5 protein-coding genes are annotated in these 23498 nt (G+C 71.8%); 1 reads left to right on the top strand and 4 read right to left on the bottom strand.

The genetic code is table 11. The annotated features are described in order from the left end of the window. Positions 1–1983 carry a carbamoyltransferase family protein gene (locus WME73_RS38770; RefSeq protein WP_437912865.1) on the top strand — a complete coding sequence of 661 codons (1983 nt, stop codon included), beginning with the start codon at positions 1–3 and terminating at the stop codon, positions 1981–1983. Between the two features lie 55 nt (positions 1984–2038). Here the strand turns inward: WME73_RS38770 and WME73_RS38765 are convergent, their stop codons facing one another. From WME73_RS38765 to WME73_RS38750, 4 genes are all read right to left on the bottom strand, one after another. Next, positions 2039–2866, bottom strand: coding sequence for an FkbM family methyltransferase (locus tag WME73_RS38765; protein ID WP_437912864.1), 828 nt, complete (start codon positions 2864–2866; stop codon positions 2039–2041). A gap of 69 nt (positions 2867–2935) precedes the next feature. Beyond that, the gene (locus WME73_RS38760) at positions 2936–11398 is read right to left on the bottom strand and encodes an amino acid adenylation domain-containing protein (RefSeq protein WP_437912863.1); all 8463 of its coding nucleotides are present in this window, start codon (positions 11396–11398) and stop codon (positions 2936–2938) included. Between the two features lie 38 nt (positions 11399–11436). Then, on the bottom strand, positions 11437–16851 hold the full coding sequence (locus WME73_RS38755; protein ID WP_437912862.1) for an SDR family NAD(P)-dependent oxidoreductase: 5415 nt from the start codon (positions 16849–16851) through the stop codon (positions 11437–11439). 3 nt (positions 16852–16854) lie between these two features. Continuing rightward, positions 16855–23376, bottom strand: coding sequence for an amino acid adenylation domain-containing protein (locus WME73_RS38750; RefSeq protein WP_437917490.1), 6522 nt, complete (start codon positions 23374–23376; stop codon positions 16855–16857). Positions 23377–23498: the final 122 nt, after the last annotated feature.

Here is a 23498-nt window from a genome sequence, read left to right as displayed (position 1 = left end):
ATGCGAATCCTTGGAATCAGCGGAGGCCACGAGCCGGACCATATCGGTTATCCGAGACCAGCATTCAATGCGGCGACGTCGCATGACGGCGCCGCCGTCCTCCTCGAGGACGGAGAGGTCGTCGCGGCGATCGAGCAGGAGCGGCTGAACCGCCTCAAGCACTCGAACAAGGCCCCCTTCCAGGCGGCCCGCTTCTGCCTGGAGGGCCGGGGGCTCCGCGTCGACGAGGTCGACTACCTCTGCTTTTACATCAGCGAAGGCTGGTGCGACGCCCAGGTGAAGCGCGGGCTCTTCTCCGCAGACCCCGAGCTGCGTACGGCGAACGACGTCATGAGGCGCCTCGTGCTCGCCGAGTTCGGCGTCGACGTGAGGCCCGAGCGCATCCAGTTCGTCAAGCATCACACGGCCCACGCGATGAGCGCCCTGATCGGCTCGGGGTACGAGAGCAGCCTCGTCCTGACGCTCGACGGCTGTGGCGACGGCGAGTCGGGCTCCGTCTCCGTCGGCTCCGGCGGAGCGCTTCACTCGCTGAGAGACATCCCGGAGCGGGACTCGCTGGGCAATTTCTACGTCCAGGTGATACGGTTCCTCGGGTTCTCGCTGTTCGACGAGTACAAGGTCATGGGGCTCGCCCCGTACGGCGATCCGAGCAGGTACCGGGCGCTGTTCCAGGCGATGTTCACGCTGCTCCCGGAGGGCGCATGGGCCATCGACTTCGACAAGATCGTCGACCTCCACGGCGCGATCCGGCCGCGCGCGCCGCGGGAGCCGATCACGCAGGACCACAAGGACATCGCCGCCTCGCTCCAGGAGGCGCTCGAGACCATCGTCTTCCATTGCCTGCGGTACTTCCAGCGCGAGACCCGGCAGGTGAGCCTCTGCTTCGCGGGCGGCGTCGCGCACAACTGCACCTTGAACGGGAAGATCCTCCGCTCCGGGCTGTTCGAGCGGGTGTTCGTCCAGCCGGCCGCGCACGACGCCGGCTGCGCGCTCGGCGCCGCCATGGCCGTGCACTCGCGAAAGGCCCCGGCGCGGCGGCCGCCCGCGATAAGCCATCTGTACTGGGGAAGGCACATCGGCGAGCGGGGGGAGGTCCGGAGAGCGCTCGACGCGTGGCGCGATTTCATCCGTGTCGAGGAGCTCGCCGATGCGCCGAAGGCCGCCGCCGAGCTGCTCGCGGCGGGCAGCGTGATCGGGTGGGCCCAGGGGCGGTCCGAGTTCGGCCCCCGCGCGCTCGGCAACCGCAGCATCCTGGCGGATCCCAGGCCGGCGGCGAACAAGGACCTCATCAACGCCATGGTGAAGAAGCGCGAGGAGTTCCGGCCCTTCGCGCCCGCGGTGACGGAGGAGGACGCGCGCGACTATTTCGATCTCGGCGGCGCGGAGGCCATGCCCTTCATGATCTTCACCGTGCCCGTCCACGAACAGAAGCGACAGCAGCTCGGCGCCGTCACGCACGTGGACGGGACCGCGCGGGTCCAGACGGTCTCCAGGCGCACGAACCCGCGCTTCTGGCAGCTCATCCGGGCCTTCGGCGACCTCACCGGCGTGCCGGTGGTGCTCAACACCTCGTTCAACAACAACGCCGAGCCGATCGTCGATTCGGTCGACGATTGCGTGACCTGTTTTCTGACGACGCGGCTCGACAAGCTCATCGTCGGCGACCACCTCGTCCACAAGGAGCCCGCGCCGCTGTCGGCCTATGCGGAGCTCGTCCCCTCGTTTCCGACCTTCGTGAAGCTGCTCTCGCTGCGAGGGCCCACGCCGGGCGGCTACGAGGTCGAGCGCGCGATGGTCACGACCTACAATGATGCCCGGACCCCGGTCTCCGCCGAGACGTTCGATGTCCTGTGGCGGGCCGACGGACGGAAGCGGCTTCGGGAGCTGCTCGACGGCGTGGAGGATCGGGAGGCGGTGATCGCCGAGCTGATCGAGCTCTGGTCGCAGCGCGTGGTGCGACTGCTGCCTGCCACCGGCCATTGACGGCGGAGGAGGGGGGGAGCCGCCGAGCGCCCCGCGGCCGGCGCTCCCCCGCATTCTACCGGTATCCCGCCATGGTGACGATCACGTCCTCGGGGCAGATCTGGTCGGTCTCCACCTCGAACCCGTGATCGCGCAGCATCCGCCGGACGCGCTCGCCTCTCCCGCCGAAGTCGTGCAGCTCGAGGACGACCGCCCGGATCCTCCTCCAGTCGCCGGGGCGAATGCCTTCCAGCACGTCGATCTCGGCCTTCTCGACGTCGATCTTGAGCAGGTCGATCTGCCCGATCTGCTCCCGTTCGATGAGCTCGGACAGCGTCGCGAGCTCGCATTCCACGCGCCTCATGCCGCGCCTCATCCACCAGCCGTGACAGTCAATGAGCAGCGAGTTCACCGCGCGCGGGAGGTGCTTCATGGTTGCCGGCAGATCCGCGTGGTGCTTCTCCCGGATCCGTTCGTCGTAGATGGCTGCGAGCGTGGCTTCTTTGTCGTCGCTCGCCATCATGTCGTACATGCTCGAGATGGCGCCCTGGCGTGGCGCGTAGTGGAACGTCGCGGTGCCCGCGGTCCGGCCCAGACCCGCGCGGTGCAGGCGCACGCGCTCCGATCCGGACGATCTCAGGTTCATCCGGAGGAGCTCGTAGGTCTCGGGGATCGGCTCGAAGCAGTGGATCCGCGCCCGTCCGCCGGTGCGCTTCAGCACCTCGAGCGCGAAGAGGCCGATGTTCGCGCCGACGTCGATCACGGTCACCTCTCCGCTGGCCAGGAGGCTCTGCACGCGAGGCCTGAAGTAGCCCTGCACCTGGAGATGCAGCGTCTTCGCCATGTCGGGGACGCGATCGTGAACGACCCTCTGATCCGGCAACTGGATTGCGTACGTCTTCATATGGGCTCATCCAAACGTGGTGTGTCCATCCATCCCTCGCGCCGCCGCGCGCACGGGCGCGGGCTCCGCTCACCCGCACGCGCGCGCGATCGCACGCAGATCGTCGATGACGGCGCCGGCGACCCGCTGCGCGGTCGCTGGCGCGTGCACGTTCGCGCTGTAGCGCCACCGGAACGTCAGGGCCCCTCCGCGGACGAGGACGTGGCACTCGAACAGGTTGAACCGCAGGTTCGTCGCCGCCTCGTCGTAGCCTGTGGACTCACTCGCCACGCGGAGGATCGAGCCCGGCGCAGGCGGCTCGATGCGCCCCTGGTAATTGAACAGGATCCCCGGTCGCTTCCGGAGCCGTCCGAGCTCCGCGCTGAGCCGGGCGTCGCCTCCCAGGTACTTGAGGAGGTTGTAGCCATGGCCCCCGTTCGGGATGCGATCGATCTGCCGGCTCGCCTCGAGCAGCGCCGCGAGGGGCTCTTGCTGGCTCGGGCGCCGGAGCACGAGCACCCGCTCGGCGCTCAGCCAGCCCACCGTGCGCGACGCGTCGAGCTCCGGGTGATGGGGCATCAGATCACGCCCCGAGTTGAGGACCATGATGTCCTGCCAATCGCGGCCCGTCCAGGCGGTCACGCCGCGGAGGACCGCGGCGATGAGCGCGTGCTCCGTGCTCACCCCGAAGCGCGCCGGCAGGTCCCGCAAGATGACCTGGGACTCCTGCTCTGGCAGCGACGCCCAGTGATCGCGGACCGACTCCACGGTATAGAGATGACGCGTCGCCGGATGGTCCGCCGGGAGGAGATCGATCTCGTCCCAGGGCAGCGAGAGCCAGTAGGCGCGTTCGTTCGGCAGGATCTCATCGCTCACCCACCGCTCCAGCGCGCGCGTCCAGCGGCCGGACGAAACGCCCGTGGGCGGCAGGCGGGGCGTGGCCGTCGTCGCGAGCTGATCGTAGATGGATTGCAGATCGAGCGCGGCGATCATCATCGACATCCAGTCGACGACGAGGTGGTGCGCGTTGAGCCACAACCGGCCTCGCCCCTCCTCGTCCCACCGGAAAAACACGATCCGGAACAGCCGCCCGCGCTCGAGCTCGACCTCGTCCTGCATGCGATCGCAATGCCGCTCGAGCTCGGCCCGGCGCCGATCCTCCGGGACCCTGGACAGATCCACGCAGGCGAACGGCGCCTCGGTCCACGGCACGTCGATCACCTGGCGAACGCCGCTCGGGGCGCGCTCGAAGCGCGCGCGGAGCGCCTCGTGGCGGTTTGCGAGGATCAGCGAAGCGCGCGCGAGCCTGTCGAGATCGAGCGGCGCCACGGCCTCCAGCAGCAGGTTCACGTTCCAGCGCGCCGGGCGGGTGCGCTCGCGGGCCTCCTCCAGATACCAGCGCTGGAGGACGGTGAGCGGCCGCTCCCCATTCTCTGGTTCCACGTCCACCGCCGGGCGGTCCGGGGAGGCGCAAGCGGCCGAAAGGCGCGCGATCGTCTGGTGCTGGAAGAGCTGCCTCGGCGTGACATTGAGCCCCGCCTCCCGCGCCCGCTCGACCAGCGCAATGCCAAGGAGCGAATCCCCTCCGAGCGCGAAGAAATTGTCGTCCACGCCCACCCGATCCAGCTTGAGGACGCCGGCCCAGAGCGCGGCCATCCGGCGCTCTGCCTCCGACGACGGCGCCCGGTAAGCCGCGATGGCCCCCTCGTGGCGCTGCGCGGCGAGCTCGAGGAGCGCCCTCCGATCGACCTTGCCGTTGGCCGTCAGCGGCAGGCGCTCCAGCGCGATCCACGCGCCGGGCACCATGTACTGCGGCAGCCTCGCGGCGACGGCCTCCTCCAGGACGCGAGGCTCGAGCGCGGCGCCCCGCTCCGCCACGTAGCAGGCGACGAGGCGCCTGGCCCCGCTCGGGGTCGACTCCACGCACACCACCGCTTGCTTGACGTCGGGGTGCTGCGCCAGCGCGGCCTCGATCTCCCCGAGCTCGATGCGGTTTCCCTGGATCTTCACCTGGAAGTCTTCCCGTCCGATGAACTCGATGTTCCCGTCCGGAAGGAATCGCCCGAGATCGCCTGTCCAGTAGAGCTGCTCGCCCGTCTCCGGGTGCTCGAGGAAGCGCTCCGCGGTCTGCGCAGGATCCCGGTAGTAGCCGCGGGCGAGGCAGATCCCACCGACGTACATGCGGCCGACGACCCAGTCGGGACACGGCCGCATGCGCTCGTCGAGCACGTGGACACGCTGGTTTGGGAGGGGCTTGCCGTAAGGGATGCTTTGCCAGGTCGAGTCCACCTCTCCGACGGGATAGAAGATCGACCAGATCGACGTCTCCGTCGGCCCTCCTGCCCCGATGACCCGCGCCCCCGGGCAAGCGCGGCGGATCTGATCGGGCAGGGGCACGGGGATCCAGTCGCCGCTCAGGATGACCCAGCGCAGCGAGGGGCACGCCAGAGGACCGCCGCCGAGGTGCTCGACGAACATCTGCATCAGCGCAGGCACCGAGTTCCAGACGGTGACCCGGTGGGTCTCGATGAGCTGCCGCCAGTGCGCCGGATCCCGCGCCGCCTCGGGCGAGGGGAGGACCAGGGCGCCTCCCGCGCCGAGCAGACCGAACACGTCGTACACCGAGAGATCGAAGTGAACGGCGGAGAGCGCGAGGGCGCGATCGGAGGCAGAGACCTGGAAGCGCTCGTTGATCTCGAGGATCGTGTTCAGCGGGCCGCGGTGATCGAGCGCCACGCCCTTGGGCTTCCCCGTCGAGCCCGACGTGAACAGCACATAGGCGAGATCGTCCGGCCCCTGGACCGCCGCGACCGGGCTGTCGTCCTCCGGCGCGGACGCGCCGTCGTCGTCGACCGCGATCAGGCGCAGGGCGTCGGGCCAGGCCAGCGAGGAGGCCAGGCGCTCCTGCGTGAGGACGATCTCCACCTGTCCCTGATCCAGGACCGAGCGGATGCGCTCGATGGGCCACTCCGGATCGACGGGCAGGTACGCCGCCCCCGATTTGAGGGCCGCCAAAATCGCGACGATCTGCGCCCACCCCTTCGCCGCGGCCACCGCGACGAGCGCGTTCGGCCGGGCTCCGAGCGCGCGAAGGCGCCGGGCGAGCGCGCTGCTCCTCCGATCGAGCTCTCCGTAGGTGAGCGTCCTCTCGGGGCTGATGACCGCCGGCGCAGCGGGCTGCAGCGCCGCTTGCCGCATGAACCCGCTGTGCAGGAGATCGCTCGAGACCTCACGGGTGGTGCTGTTGACGCCGGCGCGGACAGCGCGCTGCCGCTCCGGGAGCTCGATGGCCGCCGCGCTGGTCCAGGGCGCACCGTCCCGGGAGAGACGGCTCAGGAGCGCCTCGTAGGCCTCCAGGAGATCCGCCGCGAGGCCTTCAGGGAACAGATCGTCGGCGGCGCCGAAGCTCAGCATGAAGCCACCCTGGTCCTGCTGGATCTCGTGCTCGATGCAGGGAGCCTGCGTGCCTGGTCCTCCTCCCTCGGGTCGGAAGGGCCCAGCGACGTGCAGCCTGACGGCCGTCGCGCCGGGGTGACGCACGGCTTCGTCCGGCGCTCGTGTTCCGGGCGCGGCGAGCGCGATGGCCTCGTCGAAGGCCCGGACGAGGTCGACGAATGGCGCCTCGCCGCCGCGGCTCACCTCGATCTGCCCACTCCCGGCGCCGATGGAGACGGACAGCATTCCGTTCGCCGGCTCGCCCGGCGCGCCGACCACGACGGCCAGCGGCGACGTGCTCCACGCGGCGACCGCCTGCGCGAAGGCGGCGGCGACGGCCGCGCCCGGGGCCGCGCCGAGGAGCGCAGCGCGCGCCTCGAGCCCGCGGACGAGCCCGGCGTCGACGCGCCGGGCGTGGCGGACGAGCCGAGGAGGCTGCCCCGCGAGGTCGCTCCGCACGAACGGGAGAGCGGGCGCCGAGAGCGCCCGGCGCGCGGCCGCCGCTGTCGCGGGTCCGAGCGCCTCGCCGCGGAGGAGCGCCGAGACCCTCTTGTCGGGCTCACGCGCCGCCTCGGCGAGGAGGCGCTGGAGGAGCTCGGCGTGGCGCGCGATCGTCGCCTCGCCGAACAGCGCCGTGTCGTACTCGATATGGCCGCTCAGGGTCGCTCCGTCGTGCTGCATCGACAGGGTGATGTCGTACTGCGACGTCCCCGGATCGAGGTCGATCGGCGTCACCCGCGCCCGCCCCAGCGCGACCGGCGCGGGCACCTTGGGCTGGAAGGCGAACATCACCTGGAACAGCGGAGTCCGGCCGAGGTCTCGCTCCGGTCGAACGGCGTTGACGAGCCGCTCGAAGGGGATGTCGGCGTGCGCGAACACGCGCACCGCCGTGCCGCGCACCCGCGCGAGGAGCGCGCTGAAGGGCGGGTCGTCCCCGAGGTCGCCGCGGAAGACAAGGGTGTTCACGAAGCACCCGATGACGTCCTCGAGCTCGCGGTGATCACGCCCCGCGATCGGCGTCCCGACGAGGAGGTCCGCCTGCCCGCTGAGCCGGTGGAGCAGCCCGAGGAACCCGGCCATCAGGACCATGAACGGCGTCGCGCCGCGCGCGCGGCCGAGCTCCTCGACGGCCTCGGTCAGCGCTCGCGAGAAGCGGACGTGGTGCCGCGCCCCCTGATACCGCTTCTCCGCAGGGCGAGGGTGATCCGTCGGGAGATCGAGCGTTTGACTGGCCCCCGCGAGCTCGGCCTTCCAGAAGGCGATCTCCTCGCCCCGCGCCGCCTCGTCCCAGCGCTGCCGCTCGTGGACCGCGTGGTCGCCGTGCTGGATCGGGAGCGGCTCCCAGCGCGGGCGCTCGCCCGCCGAGATCGCTCCATAGGCGGCGGCGAGCTCGCGCACGAAGATCTCGTGCGACCAGCCGTCCGTCACGATGTGGTGCATCGCGAACGCGAACAGGTACCGCTCGTCGTCGATCTGCGCGAGCTCGGCCCGCACGAGGGGGCCCGTGGCGAGGTCGAACGGGCGCCCGGCCATCCGCCGCAGCCGCGCGAGCGCCGTCGCCTCGCGCGCGTCCCGAGCGAGCGCCCGGTGATCGATCTCCTCGAAGTCGAGCTGCGCTGACGGCTGGACGATCTGGACGGGAGCCCCGTCCACGACGCGGAACACGGTGCGGAGGGCCTCGTGCCGCTCGATGACGGCGTGGATCGCGCGCTCCAGGGAGCGCACGCACAGGGGCCCCGCGATCTCGGCCGCACCTCCGACGTTGTAGGCCCCTGTCCCGGGCGCCAGCCGGTCCAAAAACCAGAGCCGCGTCTGCGCGTAGGACAGCGGGATCACCCCGCCCGGGTCGCGCCGGCGCAGCGCCGGACGCACCGACGGGCGCGCGAGCTGCTCGATCCGTTGAGCCAGATCGGCGAGCGCCGGCGTGTCGAACAGCCACCGGAGCGGCACCTCGGCGCCGGCGCGCTCGCGGATGCGGGAGACGGCGCGCATCGCGAGCAGCGAATGGCCCCCGAGCTCGAAGAAATGGTCGGTCCTGCCCGGCGCGCGCCCGAGGAGCTCTTCCCAGACAGCGGCCACGAGCCTCTCCATCTCGGTCGCCGGCTCCTGCCGATCGCGCGCCGGCGCGCGCTCCAGCGCGTCCAGGCCCGGGAGCGCCTTGCGGTCGATCTTGCCGTTCGGCGTCTGCGGCAGCCGGGGCAGCTCGACGAAGCGCGCCGGGAGCATGGCTTCGGGCAAGAACGCGCGCGCGTGCGCCCTGAGCGCCTCGGGGCTCACAGGCCCCGCCGCGGGCACGTAATAGGTCACGAGCACCGCCTCGCCCACCGCGTCCCGGTGCGCCGCGCAGACGCACTCCCTGACGCCGGGGTGGCGCGCCACGGTCGCCTCGATCTCGCCGAGCTCGACGCGGAAGCCGCGGATCTTCACCTGATGATCGATCCGGCCGAGGAACTCGATCCGCCCGTCGTGCGTGATCCGCGCCAGGTCGCCGGTGCGGTACATCCGCGCGCCCGGCGCCGGCGAGAACGGGTCTTCCACGAACCGCTCCCGGGTCAGGTCAGGCCGGCCGTGATACCCGCGGGCCAGGCCCGCTCCGCCGATGTACAGCTCCCCGGCCACGCCGATCGGGAGCCGCTCGCGCCGCTCGTCCAGGAGGTAGATGCGCGTGTTGGCGATCGGGGATCCCAGGGTGATCCTGTCCGGATCGTCGACGCGCGCCGCGGCGGACCACACGGTCGTCTCCGTCGGGCCATACAGGTTCCAGAGGCAGCCAGCGCGCGCGCTGATCTCCCGGGCGAGCTCCGGCGGCAGCGCCTCCCCGCCTGCCAGCGCGCGGAGGCGCGGGCTGGCCGTCCACCCCGCCGCGAGCAGGAGGCGCCACGTGCTCGGCGTCGCCTGCATGACCGTCGCTCCCGAGCTCTCCAGCGCGCGCAGGAGCGCGGCGCCGTCCCGCGCTTCGGCGGCGGACACGAGGACCGTCCTTCCGCCGACGCTCAGCGGCAAAAACAGCTCCAGGACGGAGATATCGAAGGACGCCGTGGTCACCGACAGCAGCACGTCGCCGGCGTCGAGGCCGGGGCTTTCCCGCATCGCCTCAAGGAAATTCACGACGCTGCGGTGCTCGACCTGCACGCCTTTGGGGTGCCCGGTCGAGCCCGATGTATAGATGATGTAGGCGAGGTTCCGGCTGCAGGGCGGCGCCGCGAGCGGCTCCTCGGCCAGGCCGGAGTCCGCGGTGAGATCCTCGAAGAACGCCGTCCGCTGCGGCTCGCCGGCGAGCGGGAGCCGCAGCGCGCGCTGCGTGAGCAGGACGGCGGCCCCGACGTCGCGCAGGATATAGGCGATGCGCTCGCCCGGCAGCGCGGGATCCAGGGGCACGTAGGCGCCGCCCGATCTCAGGATCGCGAGCAACCCGATGACGAGATCGATCGATCGCTCCATGCAGATCGCCACCGGGACGTCGGGGCCGACGCCCATCGCGCGCAGCCGGCGCGCGAGGCGGGCCGAGGCGCGGTCGAGCTCTCCGTAGGTGATCTCGCCCTCACCGAACGAGAGCGCGACGCGCTCGGGATGGCGCTGCGCCTGCCGCTCGAAGAGCTCGTGGACGCAGAGCTCCTCGGGAAAAGGTCGCTCTGTCCGGTTCCATTGCTCGAGGTGCAGCGCGTCGGCCTCGTGCACGACCGGCAGGTGGAGCACGCGCGTGTCGGGGCGCGCGGCCGCCGCGCGCAGGAGCGCTTCATAGCTCCTGAGCATCCGCTCCGCCGTGTCGCCGCGGAACAGGTCGGTGTCGTACTCCAGATCGAGCCGGAGGCCCTGCGGGCGGTCCCAGGCCTCGACGGTCCAGTCGAACTTCGACGTCGTCACCGGCACCTCGACCGGCTCGAGCGTGAGCCCCGTGAAGGCCGGCAGATCGGCCGCCGCGGTCTGCAGGATGAACAGGGTCTGGAACAGCGCCGCGTGGGACGTGCTCCGCTCGGGCTGCAGCGCCTCCACGAGCAGCTCGAACGGCAGATCGTCGTGCGCGAAGGCGTCGAGCGCGCCGCGCTTCGTGCGGCGGAGCAGCTCGACGAAGCTGGGGTTGTCCGAGAGGTCGGCGCGGAGCGCGATGTTGTTGACGAACATCCCGGCGAGCGGCTCGATCTCTCGCCGCGTCCGCCCGGCGACGGGCGACCCGACGACGACGTCGAGCTTCTGCGTGACGCGACAGAGGAGGATCTGGTACGCGGCGAGGAGCGCCATGAAGAGGGTGACTCCCTCCCGCTGGCACAGCGCCTTCACCGCCGCGGAGAGCCGGGGTGACAGCGTGAGCGACGCCTTCGCCCCCCGGTGGGCCTGCGAGGCCGGGCGCGGCCGGTCCAGCGGAAGCTCGAGGAGCGCCGGCGCGCCGCGCAGCCGCTCCTTCCAGTACGCGAGCGCTCGTTGAAGGCGCTCCTGGCTCCACTGGCTCCGCTGCCAGACGGCGTGATCGCCATACCGGACGGGCAGCTCGGTCAGCCGCGGGGCGCGGCCCGCCGCCAGCTCATTGTAGAGCGCGCCGAGGTCCCGGAGCAGCACGCCCCAGCTCCAGTGGTCGCTGGCGATATGGTGAGTCGCCATGAGCAGGACGTGCTCCTCTGCGGTCAGGCGAAAGAGGGCTGTCCGGAGGAGGTCGCCTCGCTCCAGGACGAAGGGCGCATGGGCGATCTCTGCGCACCGGAGGGCGAGCTCGCGCTCGCGGGCCGCCGGATCCATCGTGGAGAGATCCGTGACCGCCACGGCGACGCCGGACGGCGGTAGCACCTCCTGGTAGGCCTCCTCGGCGTCCTCGCCGAAGCGCGTCCGCAAGATCTCGTGCCGCTCCACGAGCAGCGAGATCGCCCGCTCGAGCGCGGCCGCGTCGAGCGAGCCCCGGAGCCGCGCGGCCCCGTGGAGGTTGTATGCAGGGCTGTCCGGCGCGTACCGGTACAGGAACCAGAGCCGCTGCTGCGCGAACGACAGGGGGAACCTCGACCGCGTCCCGGTCCGCTGCGGCCCCGCCGCCGCGCCGCCTCCGGACGGACGTTGTCCCTTCAGCTTCGCGACGAGCGCCTTGAGCTCCTGGGACGACAGGCCTTTGATCCGCTGCTCTAGCTCGCTCACCTCGACGCTCCTCTCCCAGGTTCCGGCGCGTTCACGGCTCAGGACGGCTCGCCGGGCGCGTCCGCGTCTGTCATCGACTCGAGCACCGCGAGGCGCTCGGCGAGCGCGCTCGTGATCTTCTCGGCGAGCCGGGCGACGGTCGCCCCCTCGAACATGTCCTGCTTCGGCAGATCGACGTCGAACGCGTCCTTGATCCGCGAGAGGATCTGGATCGCCAGGAGCGAGTGGCCGCCGAGGCTGAAGAACTCGTCGTGGATGCCGATCGGCCGCCGGCCGAGCAGCTCCTCCCACTGCGAGCACACCACGCGCTCTATCTCGTCGCGAGGCCGCTCGTCGTCGCCGAGGGGTCGCCGCGGGCTCGCGGAGGGCTCCCGCCGGGCGCGGCGCTGCTGCTCGGCGAGGGCCGGGAAGTCGCGCGGCGAGACCACGATCTGCTCGGGCCCGGTGAGCGCGAGGATCTGCTCGATGGCCTTCATCCCGTCCTCCGGGTCGATGCCGCGCGACATCCTGTGCGACGGCGTGGTGAGGGCGGCTCCGGCGCCGCCGTGGACGCGCTGGAGGACAAAGCGGGTGACGTCGGCGATGACCCGCCCCTGCTCGTCGAGCAGGGTGACGTCCGCGGAGAGAACACGGCCAGGCTCGGTCTCCTCCCGGCGCAGGCGAACATGGCTGAACAGCCGCGCTGGAGTCGGCGCCAGGCAGGCCACGCGGCCGTACCCCGCGGGGAGGTAGATCCCTCGAGGGTCGAGCACGGCGGTCACCGAGGTGGCCACGTCGAGCAGCGCCGGATGCAGACCGTACACGGACAGGTCCTCCGCGAACTCCGGGCGAAGACGGAGCTCGGCGAGCGCCTCGTCCTCCCCGACATGGAGCGATTCGATGCAGTCCCAGCGAGGTCCCCACCGGAGCAAGCCGCTCGCGTTGACGGCCTCGAAGAGCTGCCGCGCGGCCGCAGGGCGGCAGCGCCGCCGGATCGACTCGACCGGCGCGTGCTCGCGCGTCTCGTCGAGCGCGGGTATCCAGGTGCCTGACGCGAGCCGCTCCCTGGTCCCGGCGGGGCCCGGTGCGAAGATCGAGAATTCGGCCCGCGCCCCGCTCCGCTCGCTCTCGAGACAGACGTCCTGCGGCGCCCCGTCCTCCACGCGGCAGGGCGCATGGAAGCGGACCTCGTGCAGCTCGACGGCGCCCATCCCCGCGAGCGTGGCCGCGGCCCGCGCCATCTCGATCAGGGTCGTGCCGGAGACCAGCCCGGCGCGCTGCGTCCGGTGCTCCGCGACAGGCCAGTCGCGCGCCAGGCTGAACCGCTTGTGGAACACCCGCGGCCCGGTCGCCGCGCCGTCGACCCGGTCGATCAGCGGGTGGCGGCCCCGGAGGCTCGACCTAGGCCCAGGCGGCAAGGGCCCTGGCGGGGTGATCCCGGCCCGCGCCGCCATCCCGATCTGCTCCCAGCCGTCCCAGGCGACGGCGAAGCTCGGGTTGCCGGTCGCGCTCTGGTGCGCCCCGGCGAAGGCGTCGAGGTACGCGTTCGCGGCGGCGTAATCCGCCTGTCCAATCGCCCCGAGATGGGAGAACGTCGATGAGAACAGCACGAGGAACGGCTGCTCTCGCTCCTGCCCGAGCTGGTCGGCGAGGTTCCGTGTCCCGGTGGTCTTCGGCGACAGCACCCGGCAGATCTCCTCGTTCGTCCGTGTCTGGAGCGGACCGGCGCCCGGAACCCCGGCGCCGTGGAAGATCCCGTCGACGCGCCCGAAGCGGGCCCTCGCCTCGGCGAAAACGCGCGCCACGTCCTGCGGCTCGGCCACGTCCCCGGCGGCGACGACGAGCTCTGCGCCCTGCGCCTCCATCCGCCCGAGCGCCTCGAGGATCTCGGCGGTCGCGGCCAGCGCCCCGTCGCGCTCCCGGTAGCTCGGCCACTCCGATCGCGGCGGGAGCGGCGTCCTCCCCATCAGCACGAGCTTCGCCGACCAGGCGCGCGCGAGGTGCTCGGCAAGGCGCAGCCCGATCCCGCCGAAGGCGCCCGTGATCAGGTAGACGCCCCCGCGCCGCAGGCGCGACGCTTCCGCGGCCGGCGATGGAGGGATCGCCTGGAACGCGGGCACCCAGCGCTGCTGCGCGCGCAGCAGCACGAGGTCGTGCTCCGGCTCGCCCGCGAGCTCCCGGAAGACGGCCCGTGCCCACGACGTGGTGGTCTCCCCGTCCCGCGGCGGGATCACATCGACGGCGCGACAGCGGACGCCGGCGAGCTCGTTGCCCAGGCTGCGGCAGAGGCCGACGAGCGCGGCATGGTCCGGCGAAGGGGTCGTCTCGCCGGCGATCGCGTGGGCTCCCCCGGTCACGATCGCGAGCTCGATCCCCGCCCCTGGCGGCGCGGCGCCGAGGCTCCGCGAGACGGCGCACACGCTGAGCAAGCCCCTCCGCAGGAGTTCTTCAGCGTCCTCGCCCGGCCTCCCCAGCGCGCTCCACAGGTGGACGATGCGTCGGGGAAAGACGCCTTGCCCGTCGAGGGTCGAGAATAGCGCCCGGAGATCCTCCTCGCTGTCAGGGCGCAGGACGAAACCGAGGTCGCCCGACGCAGCGAACGCCGGCCCGGGGCGGGCGGTGATCACGCGAGCGCCCGAGCCGCGGATGTGCGCCTCGAGCGCGCCCGCGCCCTCGTCTGCGTCGGTGAGGAGCAGCCACGGCGCCTCGTTCGCTGGCTGGGATACCGGGGCGGCCTCGTGGAGACGAGACCAGCGGAGCCGGAACAGCCGCGCTCCTCCGGTGCCCTCCGCGCCCTCGGGAGCCGCGGTCTCCGTCGCGCTCGCGGACGGCTCTGGCAGGCCGTCCTCGACCGCGTGGCGCCTCCGCTCGAAGGGGTAGGTCGGCAACGGGACGCGGCGCGCCCGGGCGTCCGGGAATACCGCCTGCCAGCGCAGGTCGGCGCCGCGCGCCCACAGCTCGCCGGCCGCCTCGAGCAGCACGCGCCGGCCCTTCCCGGCGTCGCCCGGCCCGGGCATCAGCGGAACGGCCGCGCTCTCCGCGTTCCCCCCGAGCCCCGCGCGCACGAGCGAGCACAGCGTCGAGCCGGGCCCGACCTCCACGAACAGATGCGGTCCCTCGCCCTCGAGCGCCGCCTTGACGCCGTCGCCGAAGCGGACCGCGCGCCGCAGGTGGTCAGCCCAGTACTGGGCGCTCCGCGCCATCGAGCCCGTCATCCACCCGCCGGTGACGTTGGAGAGGAGGGGAATCCGGGGCTCCCGCAGCGTGATCCCCGCCATGACCCTGCGGAACTCGTCCAGGATCGGCTCGGTCGCGGCGGAGTGGAAGGCGTGGGAGGTCTGGAGCCGGCGTCCCTTGATCCCGCGCGCGCCGAGCTGCGCCTCGTACCTCGCGATGGCCGCCTCGGGGCCGGAGACGACGCACAGCTCGGGCCCGTTCACCGCGGCGAGCGACAGCGCTTGTGGCAGGCTCTCGAGCGCCGCCCCCTCGGACAGCGGCACCGCGAGCATCGCCCCGCGCGGCAGCGACTGCATCAACCTCGCGCGCACCGCGACCGCCCGGAGCCCGTCCTCGAGCGAGAACACCCCCGCGACGCAGGCCGCCACGAGCTCGCCGACGCTGTGCCCGAGGAGCGCCTCGGCGCGCACGCCCCACGACTCCTCGAGCAGCCGCGCCGCGGCGTACTCGACGGCGAACAACGCCGGCTGAGCGATCTCCGTCTCCCGGAGCTCCTCGGCCGGACCGTTGAACAGCAGCGCTCTCAGATCGCGGCCAAGGAGCGGGCGGAGCCGCTCGGCGCACTCGTCCAGGGTCTCCCGGAAGACGGCGTGCTCCTCGTACAGCGGCCGGCCCATTCCGGGGTGCTGGCTCCCCTGTCCGGTGAACAGCATCACCACGCCGGCGGCGCCCGTCCGCGCCCCTCGCCCCGGTCTGGGCGCGCGCAGCCGCGCGACGGCGTCGGGCGACGACGACGCGACGACGAAATCACGGTGCGAGAACCTCCGCCTCCCCTCGAGCAGCGTGAACGCCGCGTCGCGCAAGGAGATCTCCGGGTGCCCCTCGAGGTGCTCCGCGAGGCGCGATCGCATCGCTGCCAGGGCCGCCTCGCTCCGGGCCGACAGCGCCAGGATCTCGCTCTCTCCGCCGGGGGTCGGGTGATAGGCCGGCCCTTCCTGGAGGACCGCGTGCACGTTCGCCCCCCCGATCCCGAACGAGCTCACGCCGGCTCGCCGAGGGCCGCTGTCCCTCGGCCAGGCGCGGAGCTCCGTGTTCACATAAAAAGGGGAGCTGCCAAAGTCGATCTCCGCGTTGGGCCGCCGGTAGTGGAGCGTGGCCGGGATCTGCGCGTGCCGGAGCGCCAGCACCGTCTTGATGAGCCCGACGATGCCGGCCGCCGTGTTCGAGTGGCCCACGTTCCCTTTCACCGATCCGAGGGCGCACCGGCGGAGCGGGACGGCGGCGCGCCGGAAGGCCTGCTCCAGGGCGCGGACCTCGATGGGGTCGCCCAGCGACGTGCCGGTCCCGTGCGCCTCGACATAATCGATGGTGTCCGCTCGGACGCCGGCCACCTCGTGCGCCATCACGATCACCGAGGCTTGCCCGTCGACGCTCGGGGCGGTGTACCCGACCTTGGCGGAGCCGTCGTTGTTCGTCGCGGACCCGAGGACGATCGCGTGGATGAAATCGCCTTGCTCTATCGCGTCCTCGAGCCGCCTCAGCACGACGACCCCGACCGCGTCGCCGAACACGGTCCCCGCGGCGTCGGCGTCGAAAGGACGGCAGTGGCCATCGGGAGACGTGGGCCCGCCCTTCTCGTAGAAGTACCCGCGCCGCTCCGGGAACATCACCGACGCCGCGCCCGCGATCGCCATGTCGCACTCGACGGCGCGCAGGCTCTGGCATGCTTGATGGACCGCCGCGAGCCCGGTGGAGCAGGCCGTCTGGACGCTGATGCTCGGGCCCTTGAGGTTGAGTTTGTACGCGACGCGCGTCGTCAGATAGTCCTTGTCGCTCGCGATCAGGAGCTGCATCGCCTCGGAGGACTCGAACTTCTGGAGCAGCGCGCGGCGATGCGCGAGGAGATACGAGTTCATCTTGGCGCCGGCGAAGACGCCTATCCAGCCGGGGAACCGCTCGGCGTCGTAACCTGCGTCCTCGAGCGCCTCGTACGCGCACTCGAGGAACAGCCGCTGCTGCGGATCGATCCACTGCGCCTCCCGCTCGCTGTATCCGAAGAAGTCGGCGTCGAACCACTCCGGCCTGTCGAGGCTGGGTCGCGCCTTGACGTAGCCCGGATCCCTCACCTGGGCGCGAGGGACCCCGGCGGCGATCAGCTCCTCTTCCGTGAAGCGGGCGATGGACTCCCTGCCATCGCGCAGGTTCCTCCAGAACGCCTCCGGATCGTTCGCCTGCGGGAACCGCCCGCTCAGCCCGACGATCGCGATGGCGTCGCGCAGATCGTTGAGGTCCTGCATCGCTCACTCCTCCGGCTTGCCCTGGCGCGAGGCCTGCTCCGGCGTGGACGGCGTGGACGGCGTGGACGGCGTGGACGGCGTGGACGGCGCGAGCGCGCGCCGCTCCAGGCCTCGCTCGCGCTGCCGCTGGGCGCGCGCTGCGATGGCGTCGAACCGGCCGCCCTCCGCCGCGCGCGGCGCGGCCCCGACCGCCGCGGCATCCTCGCCTCTCGTCGAGAAGGGCGCGTTCACCCCGAGCGTCCTCAGGTAGGCCGCCTGCTGCGACACCGTTGGATGCTCGAACAGGTGCACCAGCGGAACATCGCGGTCGAAGCGCTCGCGGAGGCTGCGCGCCATGCTGACGAGCAGGAGCGAATCGCCCCCGAGGTCGAAGAAGTTGTCGTCGTGACCGACGCGCGGGCGTCTCAGCACCTCGGCCCAGATGCGGGCGATGGCGCTCTCCAGCCCGTCGCTCGCCACCAAGGCGGGCCTCGCCCTGGCTCGCTCCGCGCGCGGCGGCGCGTCCTCCGGGACTGACCGCTGTGCGCCCTCCGGGACCGACCGCTGCGCGCCCTCCGCCGAGCCAGGGAGCCTGTCGACGACGACCACCCTGACGGGCTCCTCCGTCCAGCGCTCTGCGACGTACGACGAGAGCGCTCGCGCGAGCCCATCACGCGGCCGCTCCGGCCTCGCCAGGGTGGCGCCCTGCGGCGACGCGGCGCGCGTCGCGGCGTCGACCATGGCCGCCAGCGCCGCCGACTCGCGGGCCAGGGCCTCGAGGGTGGTGTCCGAGTCCGAGATGGCCCCACCGACGAGGCCGTGGAGGTATTCGTGGCGCGGGCCGACCTGGAAGAGGTGGGCGACCTGCGCGAAGTCGAGTCCGCCCGTCTGGCAGAGGCCGATCTGGTGATCGGGCGCCGTCGACTCGAGCAGGTGGGCGATGACGCCGGCCTCCATGAGGCACAGATCCCGCGCCCGGCTGCCGTACACCGGCTCGATGGCGCCGAGATCCGCCACCAGGTACACGCTGAACGCCGAGCTGTCGAACGCCTGCCCGTTGGGGCCCCCGTGGACCGACCGGTCGATGTGCGCGCCGGGCTGGATCGTGACCAGCTGCTCCCGCTCGGGGTGGAAGTAGTACGTGCCGCCGGGGACCCGCTCGATCCGATCCGGCTTCACATACAGATACACGTGCACCGGATACAGGTTGCCCGCCGAGGCGTAGAGCTGCTTGGCGAGCGGATAACCTGGCAACCTCACCGGAGACAGCTGCCTCAGGAAGCGCGCCAGGCGTTCGAAGGTGATGGGCTCGCTCCGGAACTGGCGATAGCTGCGCCGCCGCGCGAACGCCGAGAGATCCTCGTCCGTGCGCGCGCGGGCGATGAGGGGGATGGCGGCCCCGGAGAGATCATCGCGCTGCGCCGGCTTGCTCAGCTTGAACTTCAGCCTCGCGATCGGATCCTGCAGCAAGGGGACCTCCGGGTCCGCGGTGCCCCGCGGCGGCGCTTCCACGCCGGACTCGCTCGCTGGATCCGGAAGGGCGCTGCGATCGACCTTGCCGTTGCTGGTGAGGGGGAGGCGGGACGTCTCCACGAAGGCGCCCGGCACCATGTAGTCCGGGAGCTTCGAGGCGATGAACGCCCGCAGCGCGGGCGCCTCGAGCGCCCTGCCCGGGGCCGGAACGACATGGGCGATGAGCCGCTTTCCACCGCTCGCCGTGCTCCCCACCGAGACAGCGGCGCTCGCCACGTCGGGGTGCTGGAGCAGCGCGGCCTCGATCTCCTCGAGCTCGATCCTGTGCCCTTGAATCTTCACCTGGAAGTCTTCGCGTCCCAGGAACTCGATGTTCCCGTCCGGCAGACAGCGTCCCAGGTCGCCGGTCCAGTACAGCCGCTCTCCGGTCTCCGGGTGTGTCACGAAGCGCTCGCGCGTCCGCTCCTCGTCCCGCCAGTAGCCGCGCGCGAGGCCCACGCCGCCGATGTAGAGGCGCCCGGGCACCCCGTCGGGACACGGCTCCATCGCCCCGTCGAGCACGTAAAACCGCTGGTTCGCGAGCGGCTTGCCGTAAGGGATGCTCTTCCAGCTCGGATCCACGCGGGTGATCGGATAGGCGATGGACCAGATCGACGCCTCCGTCGCCCCGCCGAGGCTCAGCACCGACGCGCCCGGGAACGCCTCGCGGATGCGATCGGGCAGGGTCACGGGGATCCAGTCCCCGCTGAGGAGCACGGCGCGCAGGGGCGCGGGGGCGCCCGGGCGCTCCGCCCGGTGCTCGACGAGCATCTGCATGAGCGCCGGGACGGTGTTCCACAACGTCACGCCGTGCCGGGACATCAGCTCCTCCCAGTGGCCGGGATCGCGCAGCCGCGCCGGCTCGGGCAGCACCACCGCGCCCCCCGCTGCCCACAGGCCGAAGAGGTCGTAGACCGACAGATCGAAGGCGAGCGACGAGAGCGACAGGACACGATCGGACGCGTTCACGCCGAGGCGCGCGTTCACGTCCGCGAGGGTGTTCACGGCGCCGCGGTGATCGATCGCCACGCCCTTCGGCGTCCCCGTCGAGCCCGAGGTGAAGATGACGTAGGCCAGATCGTCGGGCCGCTGAACGGCCTCGAGGGGCGACTCGTCCTCTGACGGCCCGCCCGGCGCGTCGAGGGGCACGACGATCGTCCCCGCGGGCCACCGGGCCGGCTCCGCGAACCGCGCCTGGGTGAGGACGATCTGCGCCTCGCCCTGCGCCAAGATCCCCCAGAGCCGCTCCCGGGGCCACGCCGGATCGACGGGAAGGTAGGCCGCCCCGGACTTGAGGACGCCGAGCGCCCCGAGCGCCTGCGTCATGCCCTTCTCGCAGGCGATGGCGACGAGGGTGTTGGGGCGCGCGCCGCGGGCCCGCAAGGCGCGGCCGAGGGCGTTGCTCTGCCGGTCGAGCTCACCGTAGGTGATGCTCCCCCCGGGCGCGATCACCGCGGGCGACCCGCCGCGGGCCGCCGCGCTCCGGAGGAACGCCGCGTGGAGCAGCTCCTCGGGCGCGGCTTGCTGCGTCCGGTTCATCCGGGCGCGCGCCTCCTGCTGCGCGATCGGGAGCGCGACCCTCGCCTGCTGGAGCGCCTCGTCGCCGCGCGCCAGCCGCGCGAGCAGATCCAGATAGGACTCGAGCATCGCTCCGACCATCCCCTCGGGGAAGAGCCCGTCGACGACATCCCAGGAGAACGCGAGCTCCCCCTGGTCCTCGGTCACCTGATGATCGAGCCACACCTGCGGCGTCTGGGTGACCATGAAGACCTCCCGGCCGAGCCAGGAGAACAGCGACTGCGGCTCGGCCCCTCCCTGGCCGAGCAGGCTCGTGAACACCACGGGGACGCTCGGCGCGTGCGCCTGGCGGAGCGCCGGGATCGCCCCCGCGCGCCGGTGCTCGATCGCCCTCCAGATCTGGTCCTGCGTGGCGCGCGCCAGCTCGGAGACCGCTTTGCGCCCGCCCACGTCGAAGCCCACGAGCACCACGGTGGTGAAATCGCCGACGATCTCGGCGACGTCCTCGTGCAGCCGCGGGCGCTCGAACGACGTCAGCGTGAGCGAGAACTCCGGGCGGGCGCTCCACTTCCCGAGCACCTGGGCGAACGCCGCGAGGACAACGGCCGACGGCGTGAGGCGGCTCGCCTTCGCCCGGCTCTTCAGCGATTCCCACGCGGACCGGTCGAGGCGCCCCCTGTGCCGCACGAACCGGGGCGGCGTGACCTCTCGAGGCTTCCTGGCGAGCGGCAGGTCGGGCGCGGGGGGGAGGCTCGCCACGCGCTCGCGCCAGAACGCAAGCGAGCGCTCGTGATCCGGCGTCTGTCGATGGCGCTCCGCATCCACGATGCAGTCCCGGAAGGTCACGCCGAGCGGCGGCAGCTCGAGCTCGGGCTGCTCGTAGAAGCGCTCCAGATCGCGCGAGACGATCCCGCAGCTCCAGGCGTCGAGCGCGAGGAGATCCAGGTTGATGTGCACGCGGCGCCGGCCGTCTGGAAGGAGCGACACGCCGGCGTCGAACAGGGGCCATTCCATGGGCGCGAACACGCGGTGGGACAGCCGATGACGGATGTCATCGAGCGCCCGGCCGGCGTCGGCCGGCGTCATCGCGCGGAGATCCCATATCTTCGGCTCGAAGCGGGGCACCGTCCGCTGCACCCGCTGGAGCCCGTCTCCGGTGAACACGGCCCTGAGCATCTCGTGCCGTGCGATGACCCGATTCCACGCTTGCTCGAAGCGCTCGAGATCCAGCCCCTCGCACTCCCGCTCGATGTAGCCGTGACAGCCGACGCCCCCGAGGTCGAAGGCGCTCTCGCGCCCGACCAGATACGCCCGTTGAACGTCGGTCTGGCGAAAGGGCGCTCCCGGGTCGTCGTCACCTGGGCTGACGGCGGGGACCTCCTCCTCGCGGCCGCCGGGCGAGGGCGGCTCGGCGAGCAGGCGCGACAGCTCGTTCAACGTCATTCCCTCGATCAAGCTCACCGGCGCGATCTGCCTGCCGCTGAACCCGGCGATGCGCTCTGCGAGCTGGATCGCCTTGACCGACTCGAGCCCGACCTCGACGAGCGGCACGTCCCATCGCAGCCGCGCGGCGTCCACCTGAAGGATGTCTCCCACGAGCGCCCCGAGGCGCGCTGTACAGCTCGAGCCGCCGGCCTGCGCGCCTCTCGTCGCGGAGGCCCCGTCCTGGGCCGCGGCTGCGCCGGGCGCTCCATCGCGCGCCGGCGCGCCGTGGAACACGCCGAGGGGCTCCAGCTCACCCCGCAGAAAAGCCGCCTTGCACGCCCTCCGCTGCACTTTCCCGCTCGTGGTCTTGAGGAGGCGGCGCGGGGGGAGGAGCACCACCGCGTGCACCGGCAGCCCGAACTGCTGCGCCACGGCGCCCCGAGCGGCGCGCGCGAGCGCCTCGAGATCGAGCCCGCGCTGCCCGCGCTTGATCTCCTGGCAGACGACGATCGCCTCCGGCTCTTCGACAGGGAAGCTCACCCCGTCCTCGAGGCTCACGGAGAAGGCCGCTCCCCCGTCGGGCGCAAAGGCCTCGTGCGCGGAGCTCACCGCGAGCTCGATGTCCTGTGGATAGTAATTGCGTCCTCGGACGATGATGACGTCCTTGAGCCGCCCTGTGATGAACAGCTCCCCCTCCTGCATGAACCCGAGATCGCCGGTCCGCAGGAAGCGCAGATCGCCTGTCCCGCGCAGCCGCGCGCCGAACGACGCGCTCGTCGCCTCCGGATTCTCCCAGTAGCCGCTCACCACCGCGCTGCTCTCGACCCACACCTCGCCTACCTGCAGATCCGGCGCAGCCTCTCCGCTGGTTGGATCGACGATCGCGACGCGCGTGCCGGGCAGGGGCCGTCCGCAGCTCACGAGCTCCTGTGCGTCGGACTCCGCGGCGGCGCTGGCGCGCGCCCGCCCCTGTTGCAGCTCCGTGGAGCTCACCGTGACGACGCGCGGCGGGCGCCTCGGCGAGGCGCTGACCACCAGCGTCGCCTCGGCCAAGCCATAGGAGGGTCGCAGCGCGTCGGGCCGGAATCCGCTCGGCGCGAAGGCTGCGATGAAGCGCGCGAGGGTCCCCGCGCGGACGGGCTCGGCTCCGTTGATCACCGTCCTCCACGTGGAGAGATCGAGCCTGGCGCGCTGCTCGGCGGTCGAGCTCGTCACGCAGAGATCGAAGGCGAAGTTCGGCGCCGCGCTGTGGTGGCCGCGGTGGCGCGACAGCGCCTCGAGCCAGCGCATGGGCCGGAAGACGAACGACGCCGGAGGCATGCTGGTGCATCTGCCGCCCACGAAGAGCGGCAGCATGATCCCGTGGATCAGCCCCAGATCGTGGAAGTGGGGCAGCCAGCTGACGAAGGTGTCGCCGCGCTCGATCCCGAACCCGTCGGCGATCATGCGGCAGTTCTGCAGCACGTTGCGATGGCTGACCATCACGCCCTTGGGGCTGGAGGTCGAGCCGGAGGTATATTGCAGGTACGCGACGTCGTCTGTCGTGCCGCGCGCGGCGCGCGCGTCCTCCACGCCACGCGCGCCGCCCGCGCGTCCGGCGTCGGCGCCCGAGGAGCACTCCTCCAGCGTGTGAACGGCGAGCCCGGAGCGCGAGGTCGGCGCGCTCCGCTCCCGCGGCGTGGCTCTCGCGACGATCGTGCACGCAGGGGCACAGTCGGCCGTGATGGCGTCGAACCGAGATTCCGCCCGATTCGGCCGCGGGAGCGAGGTGGGAACAGCCACCATGTCCGCCAGCAGACAGCCGAAGAACGCCTCGATGAACTCGAGGCCAGGGCCGAACAGCAGGATGACGCGGCTCTTCGGCGGATAGCGCGCGCGGAGGAAGGCGGCGATCGTTCGAGCACGGGCGTGGAGCGCGGCGAACGAGAGCGCCGCCGTCTCCTCCTCGCCTTCGTGGAGATGCACGTACGCGGGCGCGTCGCCGAGCTCTTCCGCGCGGCGAGCGAGCAGCTCAGGAAGTGACGCTATGGCGCTCCGAGATCCAGACAGATCATCCTGTGCGGCGCCGGGCGTATGCCCAGAAAAAGTCATGCCAAGTGTCACGAACGGTTCCTTTCGATTCAAGCACGCAAGACCACCTGCGCGCGCCCAGGCGTTTCACCCATCGAATCGATGCATGCTTCCCGCAGCGCATCGAAGGCTTCGCGGGGGAT

Origin of the sequence: Sorangium sp. So ce302, assembly GCF_051530145.1 — a bacterium.
Taxonomy (GTDB): Bacteria; Myxococcota_A; Polyangia; order Polyangiales; family Polyangiaceae; genus Sorangium; species Sorangium cellulosum_B.
This window is presented reverse-complemented; position numbering and strand designations above follow the sequence as displayed.